This is a genomic window from Serratia sp. Ae19-1, assembly GCF_059801225.1.
Map to the genome: position 1 here is coordinate 86740 of NZ_JBCHWD010000002.1, position 23830 is coordinate 110569.

General features: G+C 60.4%; 22 protein-coding genes. 8 read left to right on the forward strand and 14 right to left on the reverse strand.

The window, feature by feature from the left end; genetic code table 11:
• The first annotated feature begins 13 nt into the window (after positions 1-13).
• Both diaA and dolP read left to right on the forward strand, forming a co-directional pair.
• Positions 14-604, forward strand: a complete 591-nt coding sequence (gene diaA, locus AAIE04_RS05860) for a DnaA initiator-associating protein DiaA (RefSeq protein ID WP_004937103.1) — start codon at positions 14-16, stop codon at positions 602-604.
• 9 nt (positions 605-613) lie between these two features.
• Positions 614-1189 (forward strand): division/outer membrane stress-associated lipid-binding lipoprotein, encoded by a 576-nt coding sequence (gene dolP / locus AAIE04_RS05865; protein ID WP_021505102.1) that lies wholly within the window; start codon positions 614-616, stop codon positions 1187-1189.
• Between the two features lie 39 nt (positions 1190-1228).
• On the opposite strand, the gene mtgA is transcribed toward dolP, so the two are convergent.
• From mtgA to mnmL, 4 genes are all read right to left on the reverse strand, one after another.
• On the reverse strand, positions 1229-1960 hold the full coding sequence (mtgA, locus tag AAIE04_RS05870; RefSeq protein WP_019453119.1) for a monofunctional biosynthetic peptidoglycan transglycosylase: 732 nt from the start codon (positions 1958-1960) through the stop codon (positions 1229-1231).
• Positions 1957-2610, reverse strand: a complete 654-nt coding sequence (gene elbB, locus AAIE04_RS05875; RefSeq protein WP_498576664.1) for an isoprenoid biosynthesis glyoxalase ElbB — start codon at positions 2608-2610, stop codon at positions 1957-1959. Before elbB ends, mtgA begins: the two co-directional genes overlap by 4 nt.
• A gap of 237 nt (positions 2611-2847) precedes the next feature.
• Positions 2848-5187, reverse strand: coding sequence for an aerobic respiration two-component sensor histidine kinase ArcB (arcB, locus tag AAIE04_RS05880; protein WP_019453121.1), 2340 nt, complete (start codon positions 5185-5187; stop codon positions 2848-2850).
• A 92-nt stretch (positions 5188-5279) separates the two neighbouring features.
• Complete coding sequence (gene mnmL, locus AAIE04_RS05885; RefSeq protein ID WP_154747285.1) at positions 5280-6218, reverse strand: tRNA modification radical SAM protein MnmL/YtqA; 939 nt, start codon at positions 6216-6218, stop codon at positions 5280-5282.
• 692 nt (positions 6219-6910) lie between these two features.
• On the opposite strand from mnmL, the gene gltB reads away from it, so the two are divergent.
• The 3 genes from gltB to AAIE04_RS05900 all read left to right on the forward strand — a co-directional run bounded on the left by gltB (position 6911) and on the right by AAIE04_RS05900 (position 13449).
• Positions 6911-11371, forward strand: a complete 4461-nt coding sequence (gene gltB, locus AAIE04_RS05890) for a glutamate synthase large subunit (RefSeq protein ID WP_498576665.1) — start codon at positions 6911-6913, stop codon at positions 11369-11371.
• A gap of 14 nt (positions 11372-11385) precedes the next feature.
• Positions 11386-12804, forward strand: a complete 1419-nt coding sequence (locus AAIE04_RS05895; RefSeq protein ID WP_019453124.1) for a glutamate synthase small subunit — start codon at positions 11386-11388, stop codon at positions 12802-12804.
• A gap of 165 nt (positions 12805-12969) precedes the next feature.
• Positions 12970-13449, forward strand: coding sequence for a hypothetical protein (locus tag AAIE04_RS05900; protein WP_019453125.1), 480 nt, complete (start codon positions 12970-12972; stop codon positions 13447-13449).
• Between the two features lie 63 nt (positions 13450-13512).
• Here AAIE04_RS05900 and sspB read toward each other — a convergent pair whose 3' ends face one another.
• The 5 genes from sspB to zapE form a co-directional block, all read right to left on the reverse strand.
• Positions 13513-14013, reverse strand: a complete 501-nt coding sequence (gene sspB / locus AAIE04_RS05905) for a ClpXP protease specificity-enhancing factor (protein ID WP_004937084.1) — start codon at positions 14011-14013, stop codon at positions 13513-13515.
• 5 nt (positions 14014-14018) lie between these two features.
• Positions 14019-14660 (reverse strand): stringent starvation protein SspA, encoded by a 642-nt coding sequence (gene sspA / locus AAIE04_RS05910; protein ID WP_004937082.1) that lies wholly within the window; start codon positions 14658-14660, stop codon positions 14019-14021.
• Positions 14661-14984: 324 nt separating this feature from the next.
• The gene (rpsI, locus tag AAIE04_RS05915) at positions 14985-15377 is read right to left on the reverse strand and encodes a 30S ribosomal protein S9 (RefSeq protein WP_004937080.1); all 393 of its coding nucleotides are present in this window, start codon (positions 15375-15377) and stop codon (positions 14985-14987) included.
• A 15-nt stretch (positions 15378-15392) separates the two neighbouring features.
• Positions 15393-15821 (reverse strand): 50S ribosomal protein L13, encoded by a 429-nt coding sequence (gene rplM, locus AAIE04_RS05920; protein WP_004937079.1) that lies wholly within the window; start codon positions 15819-15821, stop codon positions 15393-15395.
• A 274-nt stretch (positions 15822-16095) separates the two neighbouring features.
• On the reverse strand, positions 16096-17223 hold the full coding sequence (zapE, locus tag AAIE04_RS05925) for a cell division protein ZapE (protein WP_498576666.1): 1128 nt from the start codon (positions 17221-17223) through the stop codon (positions 16096-16098).
• Positions 17224-17454: 231 nt separating this feature from the next.
• Here zapE and zapG point away from each other — a divergent pair, with 231 nt between their 5' ends.
• The 3 genes from zapG to degS all read left to right on the forward strand — a co-directional run bounded on the left by zapG (position 17455) and on the right by degS (position 20555).
• Positions 17455-17856, forward strand: coding sequence for a Z-ring associated protein ZapG (gene zapG / locus AAIE04_RS05930; protein WP_498576667.1), 402 nt, complete (start codon positions 17455-17457; stop codon positions 17854-17856).
• A 181-nt stretch (positions 17857-18037) separates the two neighbouring features.
• Entirely contained in the window at positions 18038-19408 is a 1371-nt protein-coding gene (gene degQ / locus AAIE04_RS05935) for a serine endoprotease DegQ (RefSeq protein WP_025160118.1), read from the forward strand.
• 88 nt (positions 19409-19496) lie between these two features.
• Complete coding sequence (gene degS, locus AAIE04_RS05940; RefSeq protein ID WP_019453130.1) at positions 19497-20555, forward strand: outer membrane-stress sensor serine endopeptidase DegS; 1059 nt, start codon at positions 19497-19499, stop codon at positions 20553-20555.
• A 69-nt stretch (positions 20556-20624) separates the two neighbouring features.
• On the opposite strand, the gene murA is transcribed toward degS, so the two are convergent.
• The 5 genes from murA to mlaD form a co-directional block, all read right to left on the reverse strand.
• Positions 20625-21884, reverse strand: a complete 1260-nt coding sequence (gene murA, locus AAIE04_RS05945) for a UDP-N-acetylglucosamine 1-carboxyvinyltransferase (RefSeq protein ID WP_019453131.1) — start codon at positions 21882-21884, stop codon at positions 20625-20627.
• Positions 21885-21939: 55 nt separating this feature from the next.
• Entirely contained in the window at positions 21940-22194 is a 255-nt protein-coding gene (ibaG, locus tag AAIE04_RS05950; protein ID WP_004937066.1) for a BolA family iron metabolism protein IbaG, read from the reverse strand.
• A 140-nt stretch (positions 22195-22334) separates the two neighbouring features.
• Entirely contained in the window at positions 22335-22637 is a 303-nt protein-coding gene (gene mlaB / locus AAIE04_RS05955) for a lipid asymmetry maintenance protein MlaB (protein WP_074055004.1), read from the reverse strand.
• Positions 22637-23266 carry a phospholipid-binding protein MlaC gene (mlaC, locus tag AAIE04_RS05960; protein WP_019453133.1) on the reverse strand — a complete coding sequence of 210 codons (630 nt, stop codon included), beginning with the start codon at positions 23264-23266 and terminating at the stop codon, positions 22637-22639. The genes mlaB and mlaC overlap by 1 nt, the downstream gene beginning before the upstream one ends.
• A 14-nt stretch (positions 23267-23280) precedes the next feature.
• Complete coding sequence (gene mlaD, locus AAIE04_RS05965) at positions 23281-23829, reverse strand: outer membrane lipid asymmetry maintenance protein MlaD (protein ID WP_025160119.1); 549 nt, start codon at positions 23827-23829, stop codon at positions 23281-23283.
• Between the last annotated feature and the right edge of the window lies 1 nt (position 23830).

Consider the following 23830-nt stretch of genomic DNA (forward strand, 5'->3'; position numbering starts at 1 on the left):
GGATTAATACAACGTGCTGGATAGAATTAAAGTCTGTTTTACCGAAAGCATCCAAACCCAGATCGCGGCGGCGGAAGCGTTGCCTGACGCCATTTCCCGCGCGGCGATGACGCTGGTTCAATCCTTACTCAACGGCAACAAAATCCTGTGCTGCGGCAACGGCACCTCGGCGGCCAACGCGCAGCACTTCGCCGCCAGCATGATCAACCGTTTTGAAACCGAGCGCCCCAGCCTGCCGGCCATCGCCCTCAATGCCGACAACGTGGTGCTGACGGCGATCAGCAACGATCGGCTGCACGACGAAGTGTACGCCAAACAGGTGCGCGCGCTCGGGCACACCGGCGACGTGCTGCTGGCGATTTCCACCCGCGGCAACAGCCGTGATATTGTGAAAGCGGTCGAAGCGGCCGTCACGCGCGACATGACCATCGTCGCGCTCACCGGCTACGACGGCGGCGAACTGGCCGGATTGCTCGGCCAACAGGATGTCGAGATCCGCATCCCGTCGCACCGCAGTTCGCGCATTCAGGAAATGCATATGCTTACCGTAAACTGCCTGTGCGACCTGATAGACAATACGTTATTCCCCCACCAGGACGATTAAGGAACTGAGATGAAGCTAAAAGCCACATTTGCAGTGCTGTCCAGCGCCCTGCTGTTGCAAGGCTGTATCGCCGGCGTCGTCGTCGGCAGTGCGGCCGTCGCCACCAAAACCGCCACCGACCCGCGTAGCGTAGGGACTCAGGTAGATGACGGCACGCTGGAAGCCAGGGTCGAGAGCGCCCTGAGCAAAGACCAGCAGTTGAAGAAAGAAGCCCGGGTGGTCGCCACCGCCTATCAGGGCAAGGTGCTGTTGACCGGTCAGTCGCCTAACGCCGACCTCACCGCGCGCGCCAAGCAGATCGCCATGGGCGTGGAAGGCACCACCGAAGTGTATAACGAAATCCGCCAGGGCACGCCGGTCAGCCTGAGCACCGCCTCCTCCGACACCTGGATCACCACCAAGGTGCGTTCGCAGCTGTTGACCAGCGATACGGTGAAATCGTCCAACGTGAAGGTCACCACCGAAAACGGCGAAGTGTTCTTGCTGGGCCTGGTCACGCAGCAGGAAGGGCAATCGGCGGCGCAGATCGCCAGCCAGGTCAGCGGCGTGAAGCACGTCACTACCGCCTTTACCTATGTGAAGTAATCTTCTCTGCGGGAGCGGCGCTACGCCGTTCCCGCTCGCTTAATCCAGCTTGTTCTCGCGTAAAAACGTTTCCCCGCCCAACTGCCGCATCTGGCGCATGATCCACTGTTGACGCTGCACCACATAGCCGGACGGCGCATCGGCCCTGAAACGGTGCGGATTCGGCAATACCGCCGCCAGCAGCGCCGCTTCGGCCGCGGTCAGGCGCTTGGCCGGCTTATGGAAAAAGCGTTGTGAAGCCTCCTCCACGCCGAACACCCCATCGCCGAACTCTACGATGTTCAGATACACCGTCAGAATGCGCCGCTTGGTCCACACCAGCTCGATGCCCGACGTCAGCCCGGCCTCCAGCCCTTTGCGCAGCCAGCTGCGGCCATCCCACAGAAACAGATTCTTGGCGGTTTGCTGCGACAGCGTGGACGCGCCGCGGATGCGCGTCGGGCGTTTCTCGTTGTGGCTGAGCGCCTTTTCAATGGCCGCCACGTCGAAGCCCCAATGATCGGGAAACTTCTGATCCTCCGCCGCCATCACCGCCAGCGCCATCTGCGGCGAGATATCGTCCATCGACACCCAGTCAGAATGAGCGACGTAGCCGAAGTCGCCGCTCAACCAGGCGCTGACTTGCCGCTCCACCATCACGGCGGAAAACGGCACCGGCAGGAAAGCAAAGGCCACAATGCCCAGCACCCACAGGCCGATAATCGCGATGACGCCGCGCTTCAGCCAATACCAAGGGCGCAGCCGCCGCCATCCGCCGAGCGATTTTCTCATTCAGCCAGTTCCAGCACCCGCGCCACCAGTTTGTCGATGCCGAGGGCCGCCTGCGCGATCGACGGCGCCAGCATATAGGCCGGCGTGGTCACGATCTTATGTTCGCGGTCCACCACGATGTCGTCCACCGGGCAAATCACCGGCTCTCCGCCCATGGCGTCAATCACTTCCCCCAGGTCGGGATCGTTGCCAATGGTCAGCCGCGCTTGTTGATCCAGCAGCTTCGGCAACAGCGCCGGCGCGATGCACATCAGGCCAATTGGTTTGTTGGCCTTATGCATCTCGCGCGTCAGGCGCGCCAAATCTTCATCGACCCAACATTCCGCGCCGGCTTCGGCGAAATTGCTGAGATTCTTGGCGGCGCCGAAGCCGCCGGGCACGATCAGCGCATCCAGCTGCGCGGCTTCCGCCAGCGCCAGCGGCTGCGCAGCGCCGCGGGCGATGCGCGCCGATTCAATCAGGACATTGCGCGACTCCGCCATCTCATCACCGGATAAGTGATTGATAACATGGCGTTGAGGTTTATCCGGCGCAAAGCACACCGCCTGGGCGCCGGCGCGGTCCAATGCCAGCAGCGTCAACACCGCTTCATGGATCTCCGTACCGTCATAAACGCCGCTGCCGCTGAGGACGACACCCACCTTTTTCATCACTCTTACTCCTGTCGCTGCTGTCAACTGGTTCGTGCTCGGAGTTGACAAACACTAATCTACATCACACATTTTAATGAATCTTCTAACAAGAGCGCTTACATTTGCTATGTTGTTGGCTGTATGATGTTTAGGAATTCGCTACAACCTGCTCGACCAGAACACTGAAACCAATACGCAGGTTCACAATTTCCCTGGTGTTGGCGCAATATTCGCGCACCCCGGCTTAGGTCGGGGTCATTTTTTTTCAGCGTTCTCAACCCAAGCCCGCAGCACCTGCACATCGTTGCGCCACTCTTGTTTCAACTCATCCACCCAATCCTGCACGTTATCCCACCAGGCCGGCAGCGTAGGCGTTTGAATTTGTTGTGCCAGCTGCTGCAGGTGGCGCAGACCGACCGAACCGGCGGCGCCCTTGATCTTGTGCCCTTCCTCGGTGATGCCTTTCTGATCGCGCGCCGTCATGTTGGAATCCAGCACCGCCAGATAGCCCGGCATCATCTGTTCGAACATCTCCAGGCTTTGGTGGATCAACTGCGGGCCAACCAGGTCCATGTACTGCTCCAGCATCGCGGTATCGAGTAACGACTCATTAATCTGCATCGCCTTATGCTCCGTTTTCTTAGAAGTGTGAGAAGGTTGATGATCCCAATAGTGTTTGATGACCTGGGTCAGCGCCGGCACCGACAACGGCTTGCTCAGCACATCGTCCATGCCCGCCTCGAGATACTCTTTTTTGTCTTTCAGCACGTTGGCGGTCAGGGCCACCAGCGGCGGCAGCGCCTGCCCGGCATAGCGCTCACGCAGCGCCCGGGCGATATCCAGCCCGGTCATGTCCGGCAGTTGGATGTCCAGCAGCACCAGATCGAACTCGTCCGGATCGAACATCGCCAGCGCGTCGTGGCCGTTCATCGCCACCTCGACGCTGTTGCCCAGCTTCTCCAGCACCGAGCGCGCCACGATCACGTTCAGTTCGATATCCTCCACCAGCAGGATGTGCAGCGCCGGCAACGGCAGCTCCTCTTCCTCCGGCGCCGCGCTGACGGCTTCCTGCACCGCCGGCGCCTTGATGGTCAGGGTGAAGCAAGAACCGTGCCCCTGTTCGCTGCGCACGGTGATGTCGCCGCCCATGCTCTGCGCCAGCCGCTTGGAGACCGCCAGCCCGATGCCGGTGCCGGTGGCCGGGCGGCCACCGCGCTGATCTTTCACCTGATAATACATGGCGAAGATCTTGTCCTGCTCGTCCTGCGGGATGCCCATGCCCGAGTCTTCCACCTCGAACACCAGCTTCTCCGGCGCCTCGCGCCGCACGCGCACCACGATTTGGCCCTGCTGGGTAAATTTCACCGCGTTGCCGATCAGGTTCCACAGGATCTGCCGCAGGCGGGTGCCGTCGGTCACGATCTGCTGCGGCAGCGGCGTCTGCGGCTCCATGACGAACTGCAGCCCTTTCGGCTGCGCCAGCAGGCCCGAGAGGTTCTCCAAATCCGCCAGGAAGCCGGTGAAGTCCACCGGCTGGTTGTCGAGCTGCACCTTGCGCCGCTCGAGCTTATCCATTTCGATAATGTCGTTGAAGATGTTGCCGAGGGTGATGGCGCTGACGTGAATGGTCTTCAGGTATTTCAGCTGCTCATCGTTCAGCTCGGTATCGAGCAGGATGCGGCTCAGGCCGACGATGCCGTTAAGCGGCGTACGCAGCTCGTGGCTGATCGTTGAGATAAAGGTGGTCTTCTCCCTGCTGGCATTCTCCAGCGCGTCCTGGTAGCGCTTACGCTCGGTAATATCGCGGCCGAAGCCCATCAGGCCGTGGCGTTTGCCCACCCGGTCGTAAAACGGCACCTTGCGCAGCTCGAAACAGGCCTTGCGGCCATCGGGATACACCAACCACTGTTCGTAGGTCAGCGAGACGTTGTGGCGGAACACCTTCTCGTCGGTTTCGATCACCTTTTCGGCGATCTCCTGGCCGTAGACGTCGAACGGCGTCAGGCCGATCAACTGCTTCTCGCTCTTGCCGGTCAGCAGCTCCATCGCGCGGTTGCAACCGGAAAATTCTTTGTCTTCGTTGCGGTAATAAACCAGATCCGGCGAGGCATCGAGGAAGGAACGCAACAGCGCCGATTGCTGGCCCAGCTCAATCTGCGCCAGTTCGCGCTGTTCCATCTCTTCCGTCAGCTTTTCCATCACCTGCAGACGCTCTTCCTCCGCCTTGATACGGTCGGCGATCTCCTGGTTCAGCTGGCTGATATTGTCTTTAAGCTGCTGGTTGAGCTCCAGATCGCGGTGGCGCATCTCCTCCAGCTTGTCCACCAACCGCGCCAGCCGTTGGCGCGACTCCTCCAACTGCTCCACCACCACAGAGAGGAAATAGACCGCCCACGGGGTGATCAGCAGGCCGAAGAAGATCGAACGCACCACGTCGATGCTTTCCACTTCGCCGCGCAGCAGCATGGTCACCGCCATCTGCACCACCATCGCCAGCACCACCAGCGCCGAGGCCAGCAGCAGCGAGAAGCGCACCAACCCCAGTTTTACCATTAAATCGACGTAGTACTGGGCCAACACCCGGATTTGCTTCATAGCGGCTCCCATCAGACACAATCTTTTGAATCATACCGTAAAACAGCGGTGAGATAAGGCGGCAAACGCCGAAGTGTGGCAAAGATTGCACTTCAGAGCGGCATGCCAGGGCGGTAGCGCCGCTTTTCATCCAGCGCGCTGCCCTGCCCGCCGTGCCGTTGCAGATAAGCGCCGACCGCCTGCATGCCGCTCCAGCGGTTTTCGCACCACAGCGGCGCCAGCAGCGTAGGCCGGCGGGCGCTGGCGGAAAGGCGGTGGTACACCACGTCCCCCGGCGTATGGCGGATCATCTCCCCGGCGCTGGCGGCATAATCCTCCAGCGCCAGTTCGGACAAACGCCCGGCCTGCCAAGCCCGCGCCAGGGTGCTGCCGGTGACGACGTGCAGCGGGTGGAGCTTGATGCCGTCGACGCCGGTCTGCGTCACCTGCTGCAGCGTGAGCAGATGATCGCGCTGGGTTTCTCCCGGCAGCCCGACGATCAGATGGCAGCACACCTTCAGACCGCGCTGTCGAGCCAGCCGTGCGGTCTGCTGATAGCAGCGGAAATCATGGCCGCGGTTGATGCGCTTTAGCGTTTTATCGTGCGCCGTCTGCAGCCCCAGTTCCAGCCACACTTCATAGCCTTGTTCGCGGTAGCCCGCCAGCAGGTCCAACGCGGCGGGCGGCACGCAGTCCGGCCGGGTGCCGACGCACAGGCCGACCATATCGCTCTGCGCCAGCGCCTGCCGATACATCGACGCCAGCAGTTCGACCTCCGCATAGGTGCTGGTATAGGCCTGGAAATAGGCCAGATAGCGCCGCGCCCGGTCGACCCGCGCGGCCTGCCGCGCCAGCTGTTCGGCGATGCTCTGCTGCTGCATCGTTTCATCGGCGAACGACGCGACGTTGCAAAATGTACAGCCACCGCGTCCCAGCGTGCCGTCGCGGTTTGGGCAGCTGAATCCGCCGTGTAGCGTGAGTTTATGGATCTTTTCGCCATAGCGGCGCTGGAGATCCGCGCCAAACATATTGACTAATTGCGGCAACTGCATAATCTTGGTGATTCTCTGTGTTCAAAGCCGCGATGCTAATAAGAAACGGTTTTTCCCGCGATGACAGAGATCAACGCTTTCCCCGCAAGGCGCCATCACGCATAACCATTCATCATAAACGCAAATAAATTCACTATAATTCTGATGAATTATTCTAATCGTCACGCAACCGTTAACGGCAATATGACAATGCGGTGAAAAATAGTCATAAACATCAACAAAGCAATATCTTATAGAATAAAACTCTGTCATTAACCCCCGCACTAGCATGGTGCAGAGATTAAGGGGTTGCACTATAGTGAGACAGCTCACACTTCTGCGGGGATCCGTGTTGCCCCACGATAGTGCAAAAATGCATTAAAATACTTATTTTTCAAATAAATAAACATCATCAATTCGATAAGAATCTATCTTAAGCCCACATTTGACCTGCGAATTCTTTCTCGCTAAGTTGGAAGTCCGCTGGAAGCTTTCTGGACGGGCAAACGTCTCGTCATATTTATGCAGTAATTGAAGACTCCCTCTTAAAACAAGTCCTATACCACTTGTGAGACCGTCACGAGAGGCCATTGATGGAGGGCGGAAAAGCAGATTGGCGGGGTTAACTTGCTGATTGGACTTCTGCCTGAAATTGGGAAGCCCCCTCGCAGTAGGTTGTGAGAGTCACGCAGAGCCTGGGGAGGTTCACTGATATGTTGTACGATAAATCCCAAGAGAGGGACAACTGTGGTTTCGGCCTGATCGCCCACATAGAAGGCGAACCTAGCCACAAGGTGGTGCGCACCGCCATTCACGCGCTGGCCCGCATGCAGCACCGCGGCGCGATCCTGGCCGACGGCAAGACCGGCGACGGCTGCGGCCTGTTGCTGCAAAAACCCGATCGCTTCTTCCGCATGGTGGCGGAAGAGCGCGGCTGGCGCTTGGCCAAGAACTACGCCGTCGGCATGATGTTCCTCAGCCAGAATGAAGAGGAAGCGCGCCTCAGCCGCCGCATCGTGGAAGAAGAGCTGCAAAACGAAACGCTGTCGATCGTCGGCTGGCGTGAAGTGCCGACCAACCCGGACGTGCTGGGTGAAATCGCCCTCTCCTCCCTGCCGCGCATCGAGCAAATCTTCGTTAACGCCCCGGCCGGCTGGCGCCCGCGCGATATGGAACGCCGCCTGTTCGTGGCGCGCCGTCGCATCGAGAAACGCGTGCAGGACAACAGTTTCTACGTCTGCAGCTTCTCCAACCTGGTGACGATCTATAAAGGCCTCTGCATGCCTGCGGATCTGCCGCGCTTCTATCTCGATCTGGCGGACCTGCGCCTGGAATCGGCCATTTGCCTGTTCCACCAGCGTTTCTCCACCAACACCGTGCCGCGCTGGCCGCTGGCGCAGCCGTTCCGCTACCTGGCGCACAACGGCGAAATCAACACCATCACCGGCAACCGCCAATGGGCGCGCGCCCGTACCTATAAATTCCAAACGCCGCTGATCCCGGATCTGCAGGCCGCCGCGCCGTTCGTCAACGAAACCGGCTCCGACTCCAGCTCGCTGGACAACATGCTGGAGCTGCTGCTGGCGGGCGGGATGGATCTCATCCGCGCCATGCGCCTGCTGGTGCCGCCGGCCTGGCAGAACAACCCGGACATGGACGGCGATCTGCGCGCCTTCTTCGACTTCAACTCGATGCACATGGAGCCGTGGGACGGCCCGGCCGGCATCGTGATGTCCGACGGCCGCTACGCCGCCTGTAACCTCGATCGCAACGGCCTGCGCCCGGCGCGCTACGTGATCACCAAAGACAAGCTGATCACCTGCGCCTCCGAAGTCGGCATCTGGGATTACCAGCCGGACGAAGTGGTGGAAAAAGGCCGCGTCGGCCCCGGCGAGCTGATGGTGATCGACACCCGCAGCGGCCGTATCCTGCACTCGGCGGAAACCGACAACGATCTGAAAAGCCGCCATCCGTATAAAGAGTGGATGGAGAAAAACGTCAAACGTCTGGTGCCGTTCGAAGATCTGCCGGACGATCAGGTTGGCAGCCGCGAGCTCGACGACGCACAGCTCGAGACCTACCAGAAACAGTTCGGCTACAGCAGCGAAGAGCTGGATCAGGTGATCCGCGTGCTGGGCGAGATCGGCCAGGAAGCCACCGGCTCGATGGGCGACGATACCCCGTTCGCCGTGCTCTCCAGCCGGCCGCGCATCGTTTACGACTATTTCCGCCAGCAGTTCGCGCAGGTCACCAACCCGCCTATCGATCCGCTGCGCGAAGCACACGTCATGTCGCTGGCCACCAGCATCGGCCGTGAAATGAACGTGTTCTGCGAAGCCGAAGGCCAGGCGCACCGCCTGAGCTTCAAATCGCCGATCCTGCTGTACTCCGATTTCAAACAGCTCACCACGCTGGAAGGCGAATACTATCGCGCCGAGACCCTCGATCTGACCTTCGATCTGCAACAGCAGGATCTGGAGCAGACCATTCGCGCCCTGTGCGACGAAGCGGAACGCAAGGTGCGCGAAGGCGCGGTGCTGCTGGTGCTGTCCGACCGCGCCATCGCGCCCGGCCGCCTGCCGGTACCGGCCCCGATGGCCGTTGGCGCCGTACAAACCCGCCTGGTGGAGAAAAGCCTGCGCTGCGACGCCAACCTGATCGTTGAAACCGCCAGCGCCCGCGATCCGCACCACTTCGCCGTGCTGCTCGGCTTCGGCGCGACCGCCATCTACCCGTATCTGGCCTATGAAACCCTGGCCAAGCTGGTGGACAGCCAGGCGATCGACAAGAAATACCGCGACGTGATGCTGAACTACCGCAACGGCATCAACAAGGGCCTGTACAAGATCATGTCCAAAATGGGCATCTCGACCATCGCCTCTTACCGCTGTTCCAAGCTGTTCGAAGCGGTCGGCCTGCACCGCGATCTGGCAGATCTGTGCTTCCAGGGCGTGGTCAGCCGCATCGGCGGCGCCAGCTTCAGCGACTTCCAGCAGGATCTGCAGAACCTTTCCAAGCGCGCCTGGCTGAAACGCAAACCGCTGGAGCAAGGCGGCCTGCTGAAGTTCGTGCACGGCGGCGAATACCACGCCTACAACCCGGACGTGGTGAACTCACTGCAAAAAGCGGTGCACAGCGGCGAGTACAGCGACTATCAAGCCTACGCCAAGCTGGTGAACGAGCGGCCGGTCGCCATGCTGCGCGATCTGCTGGCCATCACGCCGAAAGGCGAACCGATCCCGGTCGATCAGGTTGAACCGGCGGAGTCGCTGTTCAAACGCTTCGACACCGCGGCGATGTCGATCGGCGCACTGAGCCCGGAAGCGCACGAGTCGCTGGCGATCGCCATGAACGGCCTCGGCGGTTTCTCCAACTCCGGCGAAGGCGGCGAAGATCCGGCGCGCTACCGCACCAACAAGGTGTCGCGCATCAAACAGGTGGCCTCCGGCCGCTTCGGCGTGACGCCGGCCTATCTGGTGAACGCCGATGTGATCCAGATTAAGGTGGCGCAGGGCGCCAAGCCGGGCGAAGGCGGCCAGCTGCCGGGCGACAAAGTCACCCCGTATATCGCCAGACTGCGTTACTCGGTGCCGGGCGTGACCCTGATCTCCCCGCCGCCGCACCACGATATCTACTCGATCGAAGATCTGGCGCAGCTGATCTTCGACCTGAAGCAGGTCAATCCGAAGGCGGTGATCTCGGTGAAACTGGTGTCCGAACCGGGCGTCGGCACCATCGCCACCGGCGTGGCGAAAGCCTATGCCGATCTCATCACCATCGCCGGTTACGACGGCGGCACCGGCGCCAGCCCGCTGTCCTCGGTGAAATACGCCGGCTGTCCGTGGGAATTGGGCCTGGTGGAAACCCAGCAGGCGCTGGTGGCCAACGGCCTGCGCCACAAGATCCGCCTGCAGGTGGACGGCGGCCTGAAAACCGGCGTGGACATCGTCAAAGCGGCGATCCTGGGCGCGGAAAGCTTCGGCTTCGGCACCGGGCCAATGGTGGCGCTGGGCTGCAAATACCTGCGCATCTGCCATCTCAACAACTGCGCGACCGGCGTCGCGACTCAGGACGACAAACTGCGCCGCGATCACTACCACGGCCTGCCGGAACGCGTGACGAATTACTTCCAGTTTATCGCGCGTGAAACCCGCGAGATCATGGCGCAGCTGGGCGTGAGCCAGCTGGTGGATCTGATCGGCCGCACCGAGTTCCTGACCGAACTGGACGGCATTTCCGCCAAGCAGAACAAGCTGGATCTGTCGCCGCTGCTGAAAACCGCCACGCCGCATCCGGGCAAAGCGGTGTACTGCACCGAAAGCAGCAACCCGGCGTTCGACAAGGGCCTGCTGAACAAAGAGCTGCTGGCGCAGGCGCAGCCGCACATCGAAGCGAAACAGGGCAAAACCTTCTACTTCGACATTCGCAACACTGACCGCTCCGTGGGCGCCATGCTGTCCGGCGCTATCGCCAACGCGCACGGCGATCAGGGCATGGCGGCCGATCCGATCAAGGCGCACTTCTCCGGCACCGCCGGGCAGAGCTTCGGCGTCTGGAACGCCGGCGGCGTCGAGCTGACCCTGACCGGCGACGCCAACGACTATGTCGGTAAAGGCATGGCCGGCGGCAGCATCGCGGTGCGTCCGCCGATCGGCTCCGCCTTCCGCAGCCATGAAGCCAGCATCGTCGGCAACACCTGCCTGTACGGCGCCACCGGCGGCAAACTGTTCGCCGCCGGCCGCGCGGGCGAACGTTTCGCGGTGCGCAACTCCGGCGCCATCACCGTGGTGGAAGGCATCGGCGACAACGGCTGTGAATACATGACCGGCGGCATCGTCTGCGTGCTGGGTAAAACCGGCATCAACTTCGGTGCCGGCATGACCGGCGGCTTCGCCTACGTGCTGGACGAAGACGGCGAGTTCCGCAAGCGCGTGAACCCGGAGCTGGTGGAAGTGCTGGATGTCGATCAGCTGGCGATCCACGAGGAGCACCTGCGCGGCCTGATCACCGAACACGTGCAGGCGACCGGCTCTTCCCGCGCGGAAGAGATCCTGGCCAACTGGCCGGAGTGGGCGCCGAAGTTCGCCCTGGTCAAACCGAAGTCCAGCGATGTCAAAGCGCTGTTGGGTCACCGTAGCCGTTCCGCAGCCGAGCTGCGGGTGCAGGCGCAGTAAGAGGTAGGTCATTAATGAGCCAGAACGTTTATCAATTTATCGACCTGCAGCGTGTTGATCCGCCAAAGAAACCGCTGAAAATCCGCAAAATCGAGTTCGTCGAGATCTACGAACCGTTTTCGGAAACCCAGGCCAAGGCCCAGGCGGATCGCTGTCTGTCCTGCGGCAACCCGTATTGCGAGTGGAAGTGCCCGGTGCACAACTACATCCCGAACTGGCTGAAGCTGGCCAACGAAGGCCGCATCATGGAAGCGGCGGACCTGGCGCATCAGACCAACAGCCTGCCGGAAGTGTGCGGCCGCGTATGCCCGCAGGATCGCCTGTGCGAAGGCTCCTGCACCCTGAACGACGAGTTCGGCGCGGTCACCATCGGCAATATCGAGCGCTACATCAGCGATAAGGCCATCGAAATGGGCTGGAAGCCGGACATGTCGCACGTGCAGCCAACCGGCAAGCGCGTGGCGATCGTCGGCGCCGGCCCCGCCGGGCTGGCCTGCGCCGACGTGCTGACCCGCAACGGTGTCAAAGCGGTGGTGTATGATCGTCATCCGGAGATCGGCGGCCTGCTGACCTTCGGTATCCCGGCCTTCAAGCTGGAAAAGGACGTGATGATCAAACGCCGCGGCATCTTCAGCGAGATGGGCATCGAGTTCCAGTTGAATACCGAAGTGGGCAAAGACGTCAGCATGGAGACTTTGCTGAGCGAGTACGATGCGGTGTTCCTCGGCGTCGGTACCTATCAGTCAATGCGCGGCGGCCTGGAGAACGAGGAGGCGCAGGGCGTGTACGACGCACTGCCGTTCCTCATCGCCAACACCAAGCAGCTGATGGGGTATGAAACCGAGCAGCACGAGCCTTATGTCAGCATGGAAGGCAAACGCGTGGTGGTGCTGGGCGGCGGCGATACCGCCATGGACTGCGTGCGCACCTCGGTACGTCAGGGCGCGACGCAGGTCACCTGCGCCTACCGCCGCGACGAAGCCAACATGCCGGGCTCCAAGCGCGAAGTGAAGAACGCCCGGGAAGAAGGGGTGGACTTCCAGTTCAACCTGCAGCCGCTGAGCATCGAACTGAACAGCGCCGGCCGCGTAGCCGGAGTGAAAATGGTGCGCACTCAGTTAGGCGCGCCGGATGCCAACGGCCGTCAGGCGGCGGAGCAGGTGCCGGGTTCCGAGCACGTGATCGACGCCGATGCGGTGGTGATGGCGTTCGGCTTCCGCCCGCACCGCATGGACTGGCTGGCGGCGCATGACGTGCAGCTCGACAAACAGGGCCGCATCCTGGCACCGGAAGGCAACGACAACGCGTTCCAGACCAGCAACCCGAAAATCTTCGCCGGTGGCGACGCGGTGCGCGGCTCCGACCTGGTGGTGACGGCGATCGCCGAAGGCCGCAAAGCGGCAGACGGCATCATGAACTACCTGGAAGTGTAAACCTCCCGTACCATCCGAGGCCCGGCACATTGACGGGCCTCTGTTTTTAGCCTGCCACGCTTTGTAACAACCTCCCCTCTCCTTACCGCCTCAACGCGCTATAGTATTGAGTTAGCACCATTGCGGGGCGCAGCTGCGCCTGACACCGAGATAAGGATAGCGAACATGAAATGCTCCATTTCCCTGTTGGCCGGCGCGCTGCTGGCCGCCAGTTTCAGCGCTTCAGCCATGGCGCCGGATTCGCAGGAGGTCGGTTACAATATCGAAGCGCGCGGCGCGCGGCCGGTCGTGGCGCAGTTGGGTAAGGCCGGGCAGTTCAGCGCCGTAGAAAACAGCATCCGGCTGGGGGACGACAACTGGATTGCCCTGGCGCCCAAGCTGGCCGGCGGCGGCAACGCCGGCTTTACCGCCGGTATCAAATCGGCCCTTTCCGCGGCCCTGATCTACAATCCGGCGGCGGTGTTGCAGGCGCTCAACCAAGGCAACGATCTGCCGCTCAATGACATCTGCACCGCGCCGCCGGAGGTGCAAGGCGACACCGCCATCACCAGTTTCCGCCAGCGCGCAACCCGCGCCCTCTCTACCGTGCGCGTCGGCGATCTCAGCGCGCCCCGCGATGCCTGCATTGCCGCCCTGAAAGGCTGACCCGCTTCTGCCGGGCAAAAAAAAAGCACCCCTTAGGGTGCTTTTTCGTTCGCTCTGGCGGGATTATTTCACCACGCGCAGCGCCGGGCGGCCACCGCGCGGCGGCTGCGGCGGCTCGTCATCCGGGCCGTTGTCTTCCGCAGTATCCGGGCGATCGCCGTCGATCACTGACATCAGCGTTTCCGAAGGGATCGTCTCATTGTCCAGACCTTCGAACACGCCTTCGCTCTCGTCGTAGGCGGCTTCCGGTTCGAACATCGTGCCGGCACCGTTTTCACGCGCATAGATCGCCAGCACGGCGGCCATCGGCACCGAAACCTGACGCGGCACGCCGCCGAAGCGCGCGTTGAACTGCACGTCTTCGTTGCCCAACGCCAGGTTGCCTACCGCGCGCGGCGCGATATTCAGCACGATCTGGCCGTCACGCGCGAATTCCATCGGCACCTGAACATCAGGGCGAGTTACGTCGACCACCAGGTGCGGCGTCAGCTGGTTATCCAGCAGCCAGTCGTAGAACGCCCGCAGCAGATACGGGCGACGCGGCGTCATCTGAGACATGTCCATCGCGCTTAGCCCCGGGTTTGCAGGCGCATTTCACGCTCGGCTTCGGTCAGGGAAGCCAGGAAAGCGTCGCGTTCAAAGACGCGGGTCATATAGCCTTTCAGCTCTTTGGAGCCGGCGCCGCTCAATTCGATGCCCAGCTGCGGCAGACGCCACAACAGCGGCGCCAGGTAGCAATCCACCAGGCTGAACTCTTCGCTCATGAAATACGGCGCCTGACCGAAGATCGGCGCGATCGCCAGCAGCTCTTCGCGCAGTTGGCGGCGGGCGGACTCCGCTTCCTGACCGCTGCTTTTCTCGATCTTGTCCATCAGCGAGTACCAGTTCTTCTCGATGCGCAGCATCATCAGACGGCTCTCGCCACGGGCAACCGGGTAAACCGGCATCAGCGGCGGGTGCGGGAAACGCTCATCCAGGTATTCCATGATGATGCGGGATTCATACAGGGTCAGTTCGCGATCGACCAGCGTAGGCACCGTCTGGTAAGGGTTGAGGTCAATCAGATCTTGCGGCAGGTTATCCATTTCGACCTGCTCGATCTCGACGCTGACACCTTTCTCCGCCAGTACGATGCGTACTTGATGGCTAAAAATGTCGGTCGGGCCAGAGAACAGCGTCATTACCGAACGTTTGTTGGCAGCGACAGCCATGAAAACCTCCAAGTTATCTAGAAAATACTGCGAATAGCCAACTGACAGGCTGCTATCCTGAATAATCTTGCCGCAGGCCGGCAGCACGCAGCGCGACCGAGCCCATGAAAAACCGGCCCAGGCGGTCAACTGCACGGCGAACAGGCGCAAAAGTGGGTGATAGTTTACCAGATTTTGCTTGTTTTGTGGGGACGGTGCGGCGAATTCATGTTGAATTGTCTGATATGCCACAGATTTTAGTCGGAGACGGCGGATTTCAGGCATAAAAAAACCCGGTGCAGCACCGGGTTTTTTGCGTAAATCGCACTGCCGAAGCAGCGAAAATTAACGCTTGGAGAACTGCGGACGACGACGTGCTTTACGCAGGCCGACTTTCTTACGTTCAACCTGACGAGCGTCACGGGTGACGAAGCCAGCTTTACGCAGTTCAGAACGCAGAGTCTCATCGTACTCCATCAGTGCACGGGTGATACCGTGACGGATAGCGCCAGCTTGACCGGAGATACCACCACCTTTAACGGTGATGTACAGGTCCAGTTTGCCAACCATGTCGACCAGCTCCAGCGGCTGACGAACTACCATGCGGGCAGTTTCGCGACCGAAGTACTGTTCCAGGCTGCGCTGGTTGATAACGATGTTACCGTTGCCCGGCTTGATGAAGACGCGAGCGGCGGAGCTTTTGCGGCGACCAGTGCCGTAGTATTGATTTTCAGCCATTGCCATTAATCCCGATTAAATGTCCAGAACTTGCGGTTGCTGTGCCGCGTGATTGTGCTCGGTGCCCGCGTAAACTTTCAGTTTACGGAACATAGCACGACCCAGCGGGCCCTTTGGCAGCATGCCTTTAACCGCGATTTCAATCACGCGCTCAGGACGGCGGGCAATCATCTCTTCAAAGGTCGCTTGCTTGATACCACCGATGTGGCCGGTGTGGTGGTAGTACACTTTGTCTGTACGCTTGTTGCCGGTTACAGCAACTTTGTCAGCGTTCAGAACGATGATGTAATCACCGGTATCCACGTGCGGGGTGTATTCCGCTTTATGCTTGCCGCGCAGGCGACGAGCCAGTTCAGTAGCGAGACGGCCTAAAGTTTTACCATCTGCATCAACAACGTACCAGTCGCGTTTTACGGTTTCTGGTTTAGCTGTAAAAGTTTTCATTAGAAAGCTTACCCAATAATTAGTTACACGTTGGTGAACACCCAAACGCTCGAAAACAGTTGAGGCTCACACGACCATACAAGTCCAGCAAACCTACCCCTTCGAATAGCCATTGCCGGCACTATAAAGTTTTTGGGAAAAAAAACTTTGTTGTAACGTGGGGTCGCAAGATTATAGAGAAGTCGCTCACAAAGATCGAACGGTTTTTGAATGGAAAATAAATTTATCGCCGGTGGCGGACAACCGGCGATACGGCGGCGACAAGCCTGCGGACTCAGGGCAGATGCGGCAGCTTGAGATACTCTTCGCTCTGCATTTCCTGCAGGCGCGACAGGCAGCGCTGGAATTCAAATTTCAGTTGCACCCCCTGATAGATCTCGAACATCGACGCTTCGGCACCGATCACCAGCTTGATGTGCCGCTCGTAGAATTCGTCCACCAACGCCAGGAAACGGCGCGCGGTATTCTCTTTCAGCGGCCCCATCACCTGCACATTATACAGGATCACGCTGTGATACAGCCGCGACAGCGCAATATAGTCCAGCTGGCTGCGCGCCTCTTCGCACAGCGTGTGGAAATCTACCGCCAGCACGCCGTCCACCGAACGGATCGCCTGCAGCGGCCGATGGTTAATCTGCAGCACCGGCGCCTCCTCCCCCGCCTTGCCCGCCAGCTTGACGAACATCCGATCCAGGGTCTCGCGCGTTTGCTCGCCCAGCGGCGTCAGATAGAGGTGCGCCTGGGTCAGGGTACGTAGGCGATAGTCGATGCCGGCGTCGACGTTCATCACGTCGCAGTATTCGTTGATGAGATCGATGGCCGGCAGAAAACGCGCCCGCTGCAGGCCGTTGCGGTACAGATCGTCCGGCGGGATGTTCGAGGTGGCCACCAGGGTGATGCCGCGCGCGAACAGCGCCTGCAGCAGCGTGGCCAGCAGCATGGCGTCGGTGATGTCGGACACGAAGAACTCGTCGAAGCACAGCACGTCGGTTTCGGCCTTGAAGCCGTCGGCGACGATTTCCAGCGGGTTTTCCTGCCCTTGCAGCTCGGTCAGCTCTTCATGCACCCGCAGCATGAAGCGGTGGAAGTGCAGACGCATTTTGCGATCGCCCGGCAGGCTGTGGAAAAACATGTCCATCAGCCAGGTTTTGCCGCGCCCGACGCCGCCCCACATATACAGCCCCTGCACCGGACGCTGCGGCGCCGTTTCGCCGCCCTTGCCCAGCAAACGGCTGAGCTTGCCGCGCAGCCCGCCGGCAGGCGCGCCCACCGCCGGTATTTGCAGCAGGGCCTGATAAATGCGATCCAGTTGAGTGACGGCCCGGCGTTGAACCTCATCGGCCTGATATTCCCCCGCATCCAGCGCCTGCTGGTAGCGAGATAACGGTGATAGTGCCTGCATCTGTTCGATGTTCCCTAAGAACGCTTAGAAATTATTTAGCCAACGTTGGCGGCAAGTTGATGCCGATTCGCACCGTTATCGCCACAAATGCCCGCTGCGGGCGCCGTTGAAAACCCTGTAAACACTGGGTGGAAGCGCATCAGGATTCCACTCGGACAAGGTTAACGGTTATAGTGGATATTATTAAGTGAAAAATCCCTGCGGAACAACGAAGTCAAAATAGGAGTCATCATGACCTGGGAGTATGCGCTGATTGGTTTGGTCGTCGGTATCGTGATTGGTGCGGTGGCGATGCGTTTTGGCAACCGTAAATTGCGTCAACAACAAGTCTTGCAGAATGAGCTGGACAAGAGCCAAACCGAGCTGGAAGAGTACCGTCAGGAGCTGGTCGGCCACTTCGCCCGCAGCGCCGAGCTGCTGGACAACATGGCGCGCGATTATCGCCAGCTGTATCAGCATATGGCGAAAAGCTCCAACAACCTGCTGCCGGATCTGCCGATGCAGGAGAACCCGTTCCGCTATCGCCTGACCGAAGCGGAAGCGGACAACGATCAGGCGCCGGTGGAAATGCCGCGCGACTATTCGGAAGGCGCCTCCGGCCTGCTGCGTGGCCAAGGCGCGCGCCGCGACTAACATCTCGCCCTTCGCCCGCGGGGCCACCCGCGGGTTTATTTCTCCGTTTGCCTGATTGACCTTCCTTCGCATTACCTTTACTGAACTTTGCACGCAAATTCACGGTCTTACCCTTCACTATGACAAGGTGATTGCCTTATCATCAAATTTTCATCGGCAGGTATTGAGAGAGTTATCATCAATGAAGAAAAAATCGTTAATTCTTAGCGCATTGGCAATGAGCCTCGGCCTGGCGCTCAGCTCCGTACCGGCGGCTAACGCGGCCCTGCCCGTCGCCGTTCAGGGTCAGCCGCTGCCGAGCCTGGCGCCGATGCTGGAAAAAGTCTTGCCCGCCGTCGTGAGCGTGCATGTCGCAGGCACTCAGGTGCAGCGCCAACAGCTGCCGGAAGAGTTCAGACGCTTCTTCGGCCCGAATTTCCCCGGCCAACAGCAGAGCTCCCGCCCGTTTGAAGGGCTGGGTTCCGGCGTGATCATCGACGCCGCCAAAGGCTACGTGCTGACCAACAACCACGTCATCAACAACGCCGATAAAATCCGCGTGCAGTTGAACGACGGCCGTGAGCTGGACGCCAAGCTGGTCGGCCGCGATGAGCAATCCGACATCGCCCTGCTGCAGCTCAGCGACACCAAAAATCTGACCGCCATCAAGATGGCCGACTCCGATCAGCTGCGCGTCGGCGACTTCGCCGTAGCGGTCGGCAACCCGTTTGGCCTGGGCCAAACCGCCACCTCCGGCATTATCTCGGCGTTGGGCCGCACCGGCCTGAATCTGGAAGGGCTGGAAAACTTCATTCAGACCGACGCCTCGATCAACCGCGGCAACTCCGGCGGTGCGCTGGTTAACCTGAACGGCGAGCTGATCGGCATCAATACCGCCATCCTGGCACCGAGCGGCGGCAACGTCGGCATCGGCTTCGCCATTCCGAGCAATATGGCGCAGAACCTGAGCCAGCAGCTGATCGAATTCGGCGAAGTGAAGCGCGGCCTCTTGGGCATCAAGGGCAGCGAAATGACCCCGGACATGGCCAAAGCCTTCAACACCGACGCGCAGCGCGGCGCCTTCGTCAGCGAAGTGCTGCCGAAATCCGCCGCCGCCAAGGCCGGCATCAAAGCCGGGGATATTCTGGTTTCCGTCGACGGCAAGCCGGTGAACAGCTTCGCCGAGCTGCGCGCCAAGGTCGGCACCACCGCGCCGGGCAAAACCCTCAAGGTCGGCCTACTGCGCGACGGCAAACCGCAGGAAGTCTCGGTCACGCTGGACAACAGCGAGAGCGCCTCGACCAACGCCGAAACGCTGTCGCCGGCGCTGCAGGGGGTTTCCCTCAGCAACGGCGCGCTGCCGAGCGGCGACAAGGGCGTGAAGGTGGAGAACGTGGATAAAGGCTCGACGGCGGCGCAGATCGGTCTGCAAAAAGGCGACGTGATCATCGGCGTCAACCGCCAGCGCGTGGACAGCATCACAGCGCTGCGTAAGGTGCTGGAAGCCAAGCCGCCGGTGATGGCGCTCAATATCGTGCGCGGTAACGAAACCATTTATCTGCTGCTGCGTTAATTTGTGCAAAAACCGGGCTCGGTGACATACTGCGCCCGGTTAACTCATGCTATCCTCCGAACATCGTTCACCACACCACGAAAACTCCATGTTTGCTAAGCTCTTGCGTTCTGTCGTTATCGGTCTCATCGTTGCCGGCCTGCTGTTGGCCGCCCTGCCCATGCTGCGCTCTTCCAACGGCCTGTTTGCAGAAAAAACCGAGAATACCAGCGACGAAACGCCGGTGAGCTACAACAAAGCGGTGCGCCGCGCTGCGCCCGCCGTGGTGAACATCTACAACCGCAACCTGAACGGCGCCGCCAACGTGCTGTCGCTCGGTTCCGGCGTGATCATGAACGAACGCGGCTATATCATCACCAACCGCCACGTGATCAAAGACGCACAGCAGATCACCGTGGTGTTGCAGGATGGCCGCCGCTACGAAGCGCTGCTGGTCGGCTCCGATGGCCTGACCGACCTGGCGGTGCTGAAGATCGATCCCGGCAATTTACCGGTGATCCCGACCAATAAAAATCGCGTTGCCCACGTCGGCGACGTGGTGCTGGCGATCGGCAATCCCTATAACCTGGGGCAGACCGTCACTCAGGGCATCCTCAGCGCCACCGGGCGCATCAGTATGAGCACCACCGGCCGGCAGACGTTCCTGCAGACCGACGCCTCGATCAACCGCGGCAACTCCGGCGGCGCGCTGGTCAACTCGCTGGGCGAGCTGATCGGCATCAACACCCTGACCTATGACAAAATCACCGACGGCGAAACGCCGGAGGGCCTCGGCTTCGCCATTCCGATCGAACTGGCCACCAAAATCATGGACAAGCTGATCCGCGACGGCCGCGTGATCCGTGGCTATTTCGGCATTCAGGGCAAAGAGATCATCCCGCTGCGCTCGTCCAATTCCGGCATCGATCGCCTGCAGGGCATCATCGTGACCGAGATTACGCCAAACGGCCCGGCGAGCAGCGCCGGCTTCCAGATCAACGACATCATCATCAACGTGGATAACAAACCGGCGGTGTCCGTGCTGGAAACCATGGATCAGGTGGCGGAGATCAGGCCGGGCACCGAGATACCGGTTATCGTGCTGCGCGACGGCAAGCGCATTACGTTGAAAATGACGGTGGGTGAATTCCCGGAAGACAGCAATTAAAAAGGGCCGGCTTGATAGCCGGCCCTTTGATTTTCATCCTGCCGACGCAGCCGCGCCGGCGCTAATGCGTTATTCGCCTTTCACACGCTCGATGTTCGCACCCAGCGCTCGCAGCTTGTCTTCAATACGCTCATAGCCGCGATCGATGTGATAGATGCGATCGACAACGGTCACGCCGTCGGCGATGCAGCCCGCGATCACCAGGCTGGCGGAAGCGCGCAGGTCGGTCGCCATCACCTGAGCGCCGGACAGCTGTTCAACGCCATGACAGATCACGGTGTTGCTCTCGATTTCCGCGTGCGCGCCCATGCGGATCAATTCCGGCACGTGCATGAAGCGGTTTTCGAAGATGGTCTCGGTGATGACGCCGGTGCCTTCCGCCACCAGGTTCAGCAGGCTGAACTGGGCCTGCATGTCGGTCGGGAAGCCCGGGTGCGGCGCGGTGCGCACGGTGACCGCCTTCGGACGTTTGCCGTGCATGTCCAGGCTGATCCAGTCTTCGCCCACTTCGATATCGGCACCGGCTTCGCGCAGCTTGGCCAACACCGCATCCAGCGTGTCCGGACGGGTGTTGCGGCACATCACTTTACCGCCGGAAACTGCGGCGGCGATCAGGAAGGTACCGGTCTCGATGCGGTCAGGCAGCACGCGATACACGCCGCCGCCCAGACGCTCGACGCCCTCGATGGTGATCTTGTCGCTGCCGGCGCCGCTGATCTTCGCGCCCAGCGTGTTGAGGAAGTTGGCGGTATCGACAATTTCCGGCTCACGCGCGGCGTTCTCGATAACGGTGGTGCCGGTCGCCAGGGTCGCGGCGCTCATGATGGTCACGGTCGCGCCCACGCTCACCTTGTCCATAACGATGTGCGCGCCCTTCAGGCGGCCATCGACGGACGCCTTGACGTAACCTTCTTCCAGCTTGATCTCGGCGCCCAACTGCTCCAGGCCGGTGATGTGCAGATCGACCGGACGCGCGCCGATGGCGCAGCCGCCCGGCAGAGAAACCTGACCGCGGCCGAAGCGCGCCACCAGCGGCCCCAACGCCCAGATGGAAGCGCGCATGGTTTTCACCAGATCGTAAGGGGCGCAGAACTCGTTCACGCCGCTGGCGTCCACAAAGACTGAACCGTTGCGCTCAATCTTGGTACCCAATTGGCTGAGTAGTTTAATGGTGGTGTCGATGTCCTTCAGTTTAGGGACATTCTGCAGCTCGACCGGCTCTTCCGCCAACAGGGCGGCGAACAGGATCGGCAGGGCGGCGTTTTTGGCCCCGGAAATAGACACTTCACCGCTCAGGCGAGTCCGACCCTGCACACGAAATTTATCCATCTGACTACTCTCTGTTATCTAATCTGAAGCTGCCCGCCCGGCAGGGCAAACAGCCTTAAAATCCGTTGAGTTTGCGGTCTCGCTGCCACTCTTCAGGGGTGTACGCCTTGATAGACAAGGCATGAATGCGGTTGTCCGCAATGTATTCCATCAGCGGCGCGTAAACCGTCTGCTGTTTTTTGACGCGGCTCATGCCGGCGAACAGTTCGCCGACCACGATCGCCTGAAAGTGGCTGCCGTCGCCTGTCACATGTACTTCATCCAGTGCCAATGCCTGCATCAGCACGTCTTTAATCTCGTTGGTTTCCATAGTATCCAGTTCTGCCGCTAAAGGATCATAAACAGCCTAGTATCTTAGTGGAATACGATGTTTTCTTAAACTAAAGAAAAAGCCCCTGCGTAACAGGGGCTTTGTATCGCTTTACCACGTAAAAGCGGCGTAAAACGCCGCTAACCGGCGGTATCGACAGGCATTATCGCCTGCAGGTTGTAGAGCGCGATCAGCGTTTTCAGGCGCTCGGTAGCGCCGAAAATTTTTAGCGCGACGCCGCGTTGGCGCTGCTCTTCCTGCAGATGCAGCAACAGCGCCAGCCCGGAGGAGTCCACACGCTGCAGTTGCGCCACGTCTATCGCGGTTTTATCCGCCATCAACGCGTCGCGCTGCCGCCACAACGGCTGCAGCGTTTCCCGGTCCAGTTCACCGCGCAGGATCAGCGTCTGCTGCTGTGATTCGAAGCTGAGCGCTGCCGACATCAGTTTTTCTTGTCCAGCGTGATAGGCTGCGCGGCGGCGGCCTGCAGCTGTTTGGTCAGGCCGTCGATGCCCTGGGTACGCAGCGTAGACGCCCACTCGTTCTGCTTGGTGGTGATCATGCTGACGCCTTCGGCGATCATGTCATATGCCTGCCAGTAGCCGGTTTTGCTGTTCTTGCGCCATTGGAAGTCCAGACGCACCGGCGGGCGGCCGCCGTTGTCGATGATGGTGACGCGAATGGCTACGATATCGGCATTGCCCAGCGGCTGTTCAGGCGCGATCTGGTAAGTCTGGCCGTGGTACATCGCCAGCGCCTGGCCGTAAGCCTGCTCCAGGTAAGACTGGAAGGCGGTGAAATAAGCTTCGCGCTGCGCAGGCGTCGCGTCTTTGTAGTAACGGCCCAGCACCAGCGCACCGGCGTATTTCACCTGCACGAACGGCATCAGTTCCTGATGCACGATGGCGCGCAGATAATTCGGGTCCTGCTTGATCTTCGGCTGTTCGTTCTTCAAACGGCTGAAGGTCTTCTGCGCCGCTTCTTGCATCATGCTGTAAGGATTGGTTTGGTCGGCTGCGCTCGCCAGCGGCGCAACCACCAGCAGGGCCACCATCAGTAAACGTTTAAACATGCAGGTATCCTCTCTTAATGATTTGGAACAGCGGGTTGCGGTGCAGCGCCGGCAGCCGGCTCAGCGGCCGCGTCTCCCGATTTGGCGCTGTCCTGACCGCCGCTTTTATACAGGAACTGGCCGATCAGATCTTCCAGAACCATGGCTGACTTGGTGTCCTGAATGGTGCCGCCGTCTTTCAGAATGGCCGTGCCCATTTCAGGATCTTCGAAGCCCACGTTAAGCGCCAGATATTGCTCGCCCAGCAGGCCGGAGGTGCGGATCGCCAGCGAACTGGTATCCGGGATTTGGTCGTACTTTTTCTGGATATCCATCGCCACGCGCGGCGTGTAGGTTTTCGGATCGAGTTCGATGTCCGCCACGCGGCCGATCACTACGCCGCCGATCTTCACCGGCGAACGTGGCTTCAGGCCGCCGATGTTGTCGAACGTCGCGTAAACGCGGTAGGTCGGCTCGCTGCCGATCGATTTAAGGTTCGCCACCTGCAGGCAGATAAACACGATGGCGCACAGCGCGATCAGCATAAATGCCCCAACCCAGATTTCACTCTTCTTCGTTTGCATC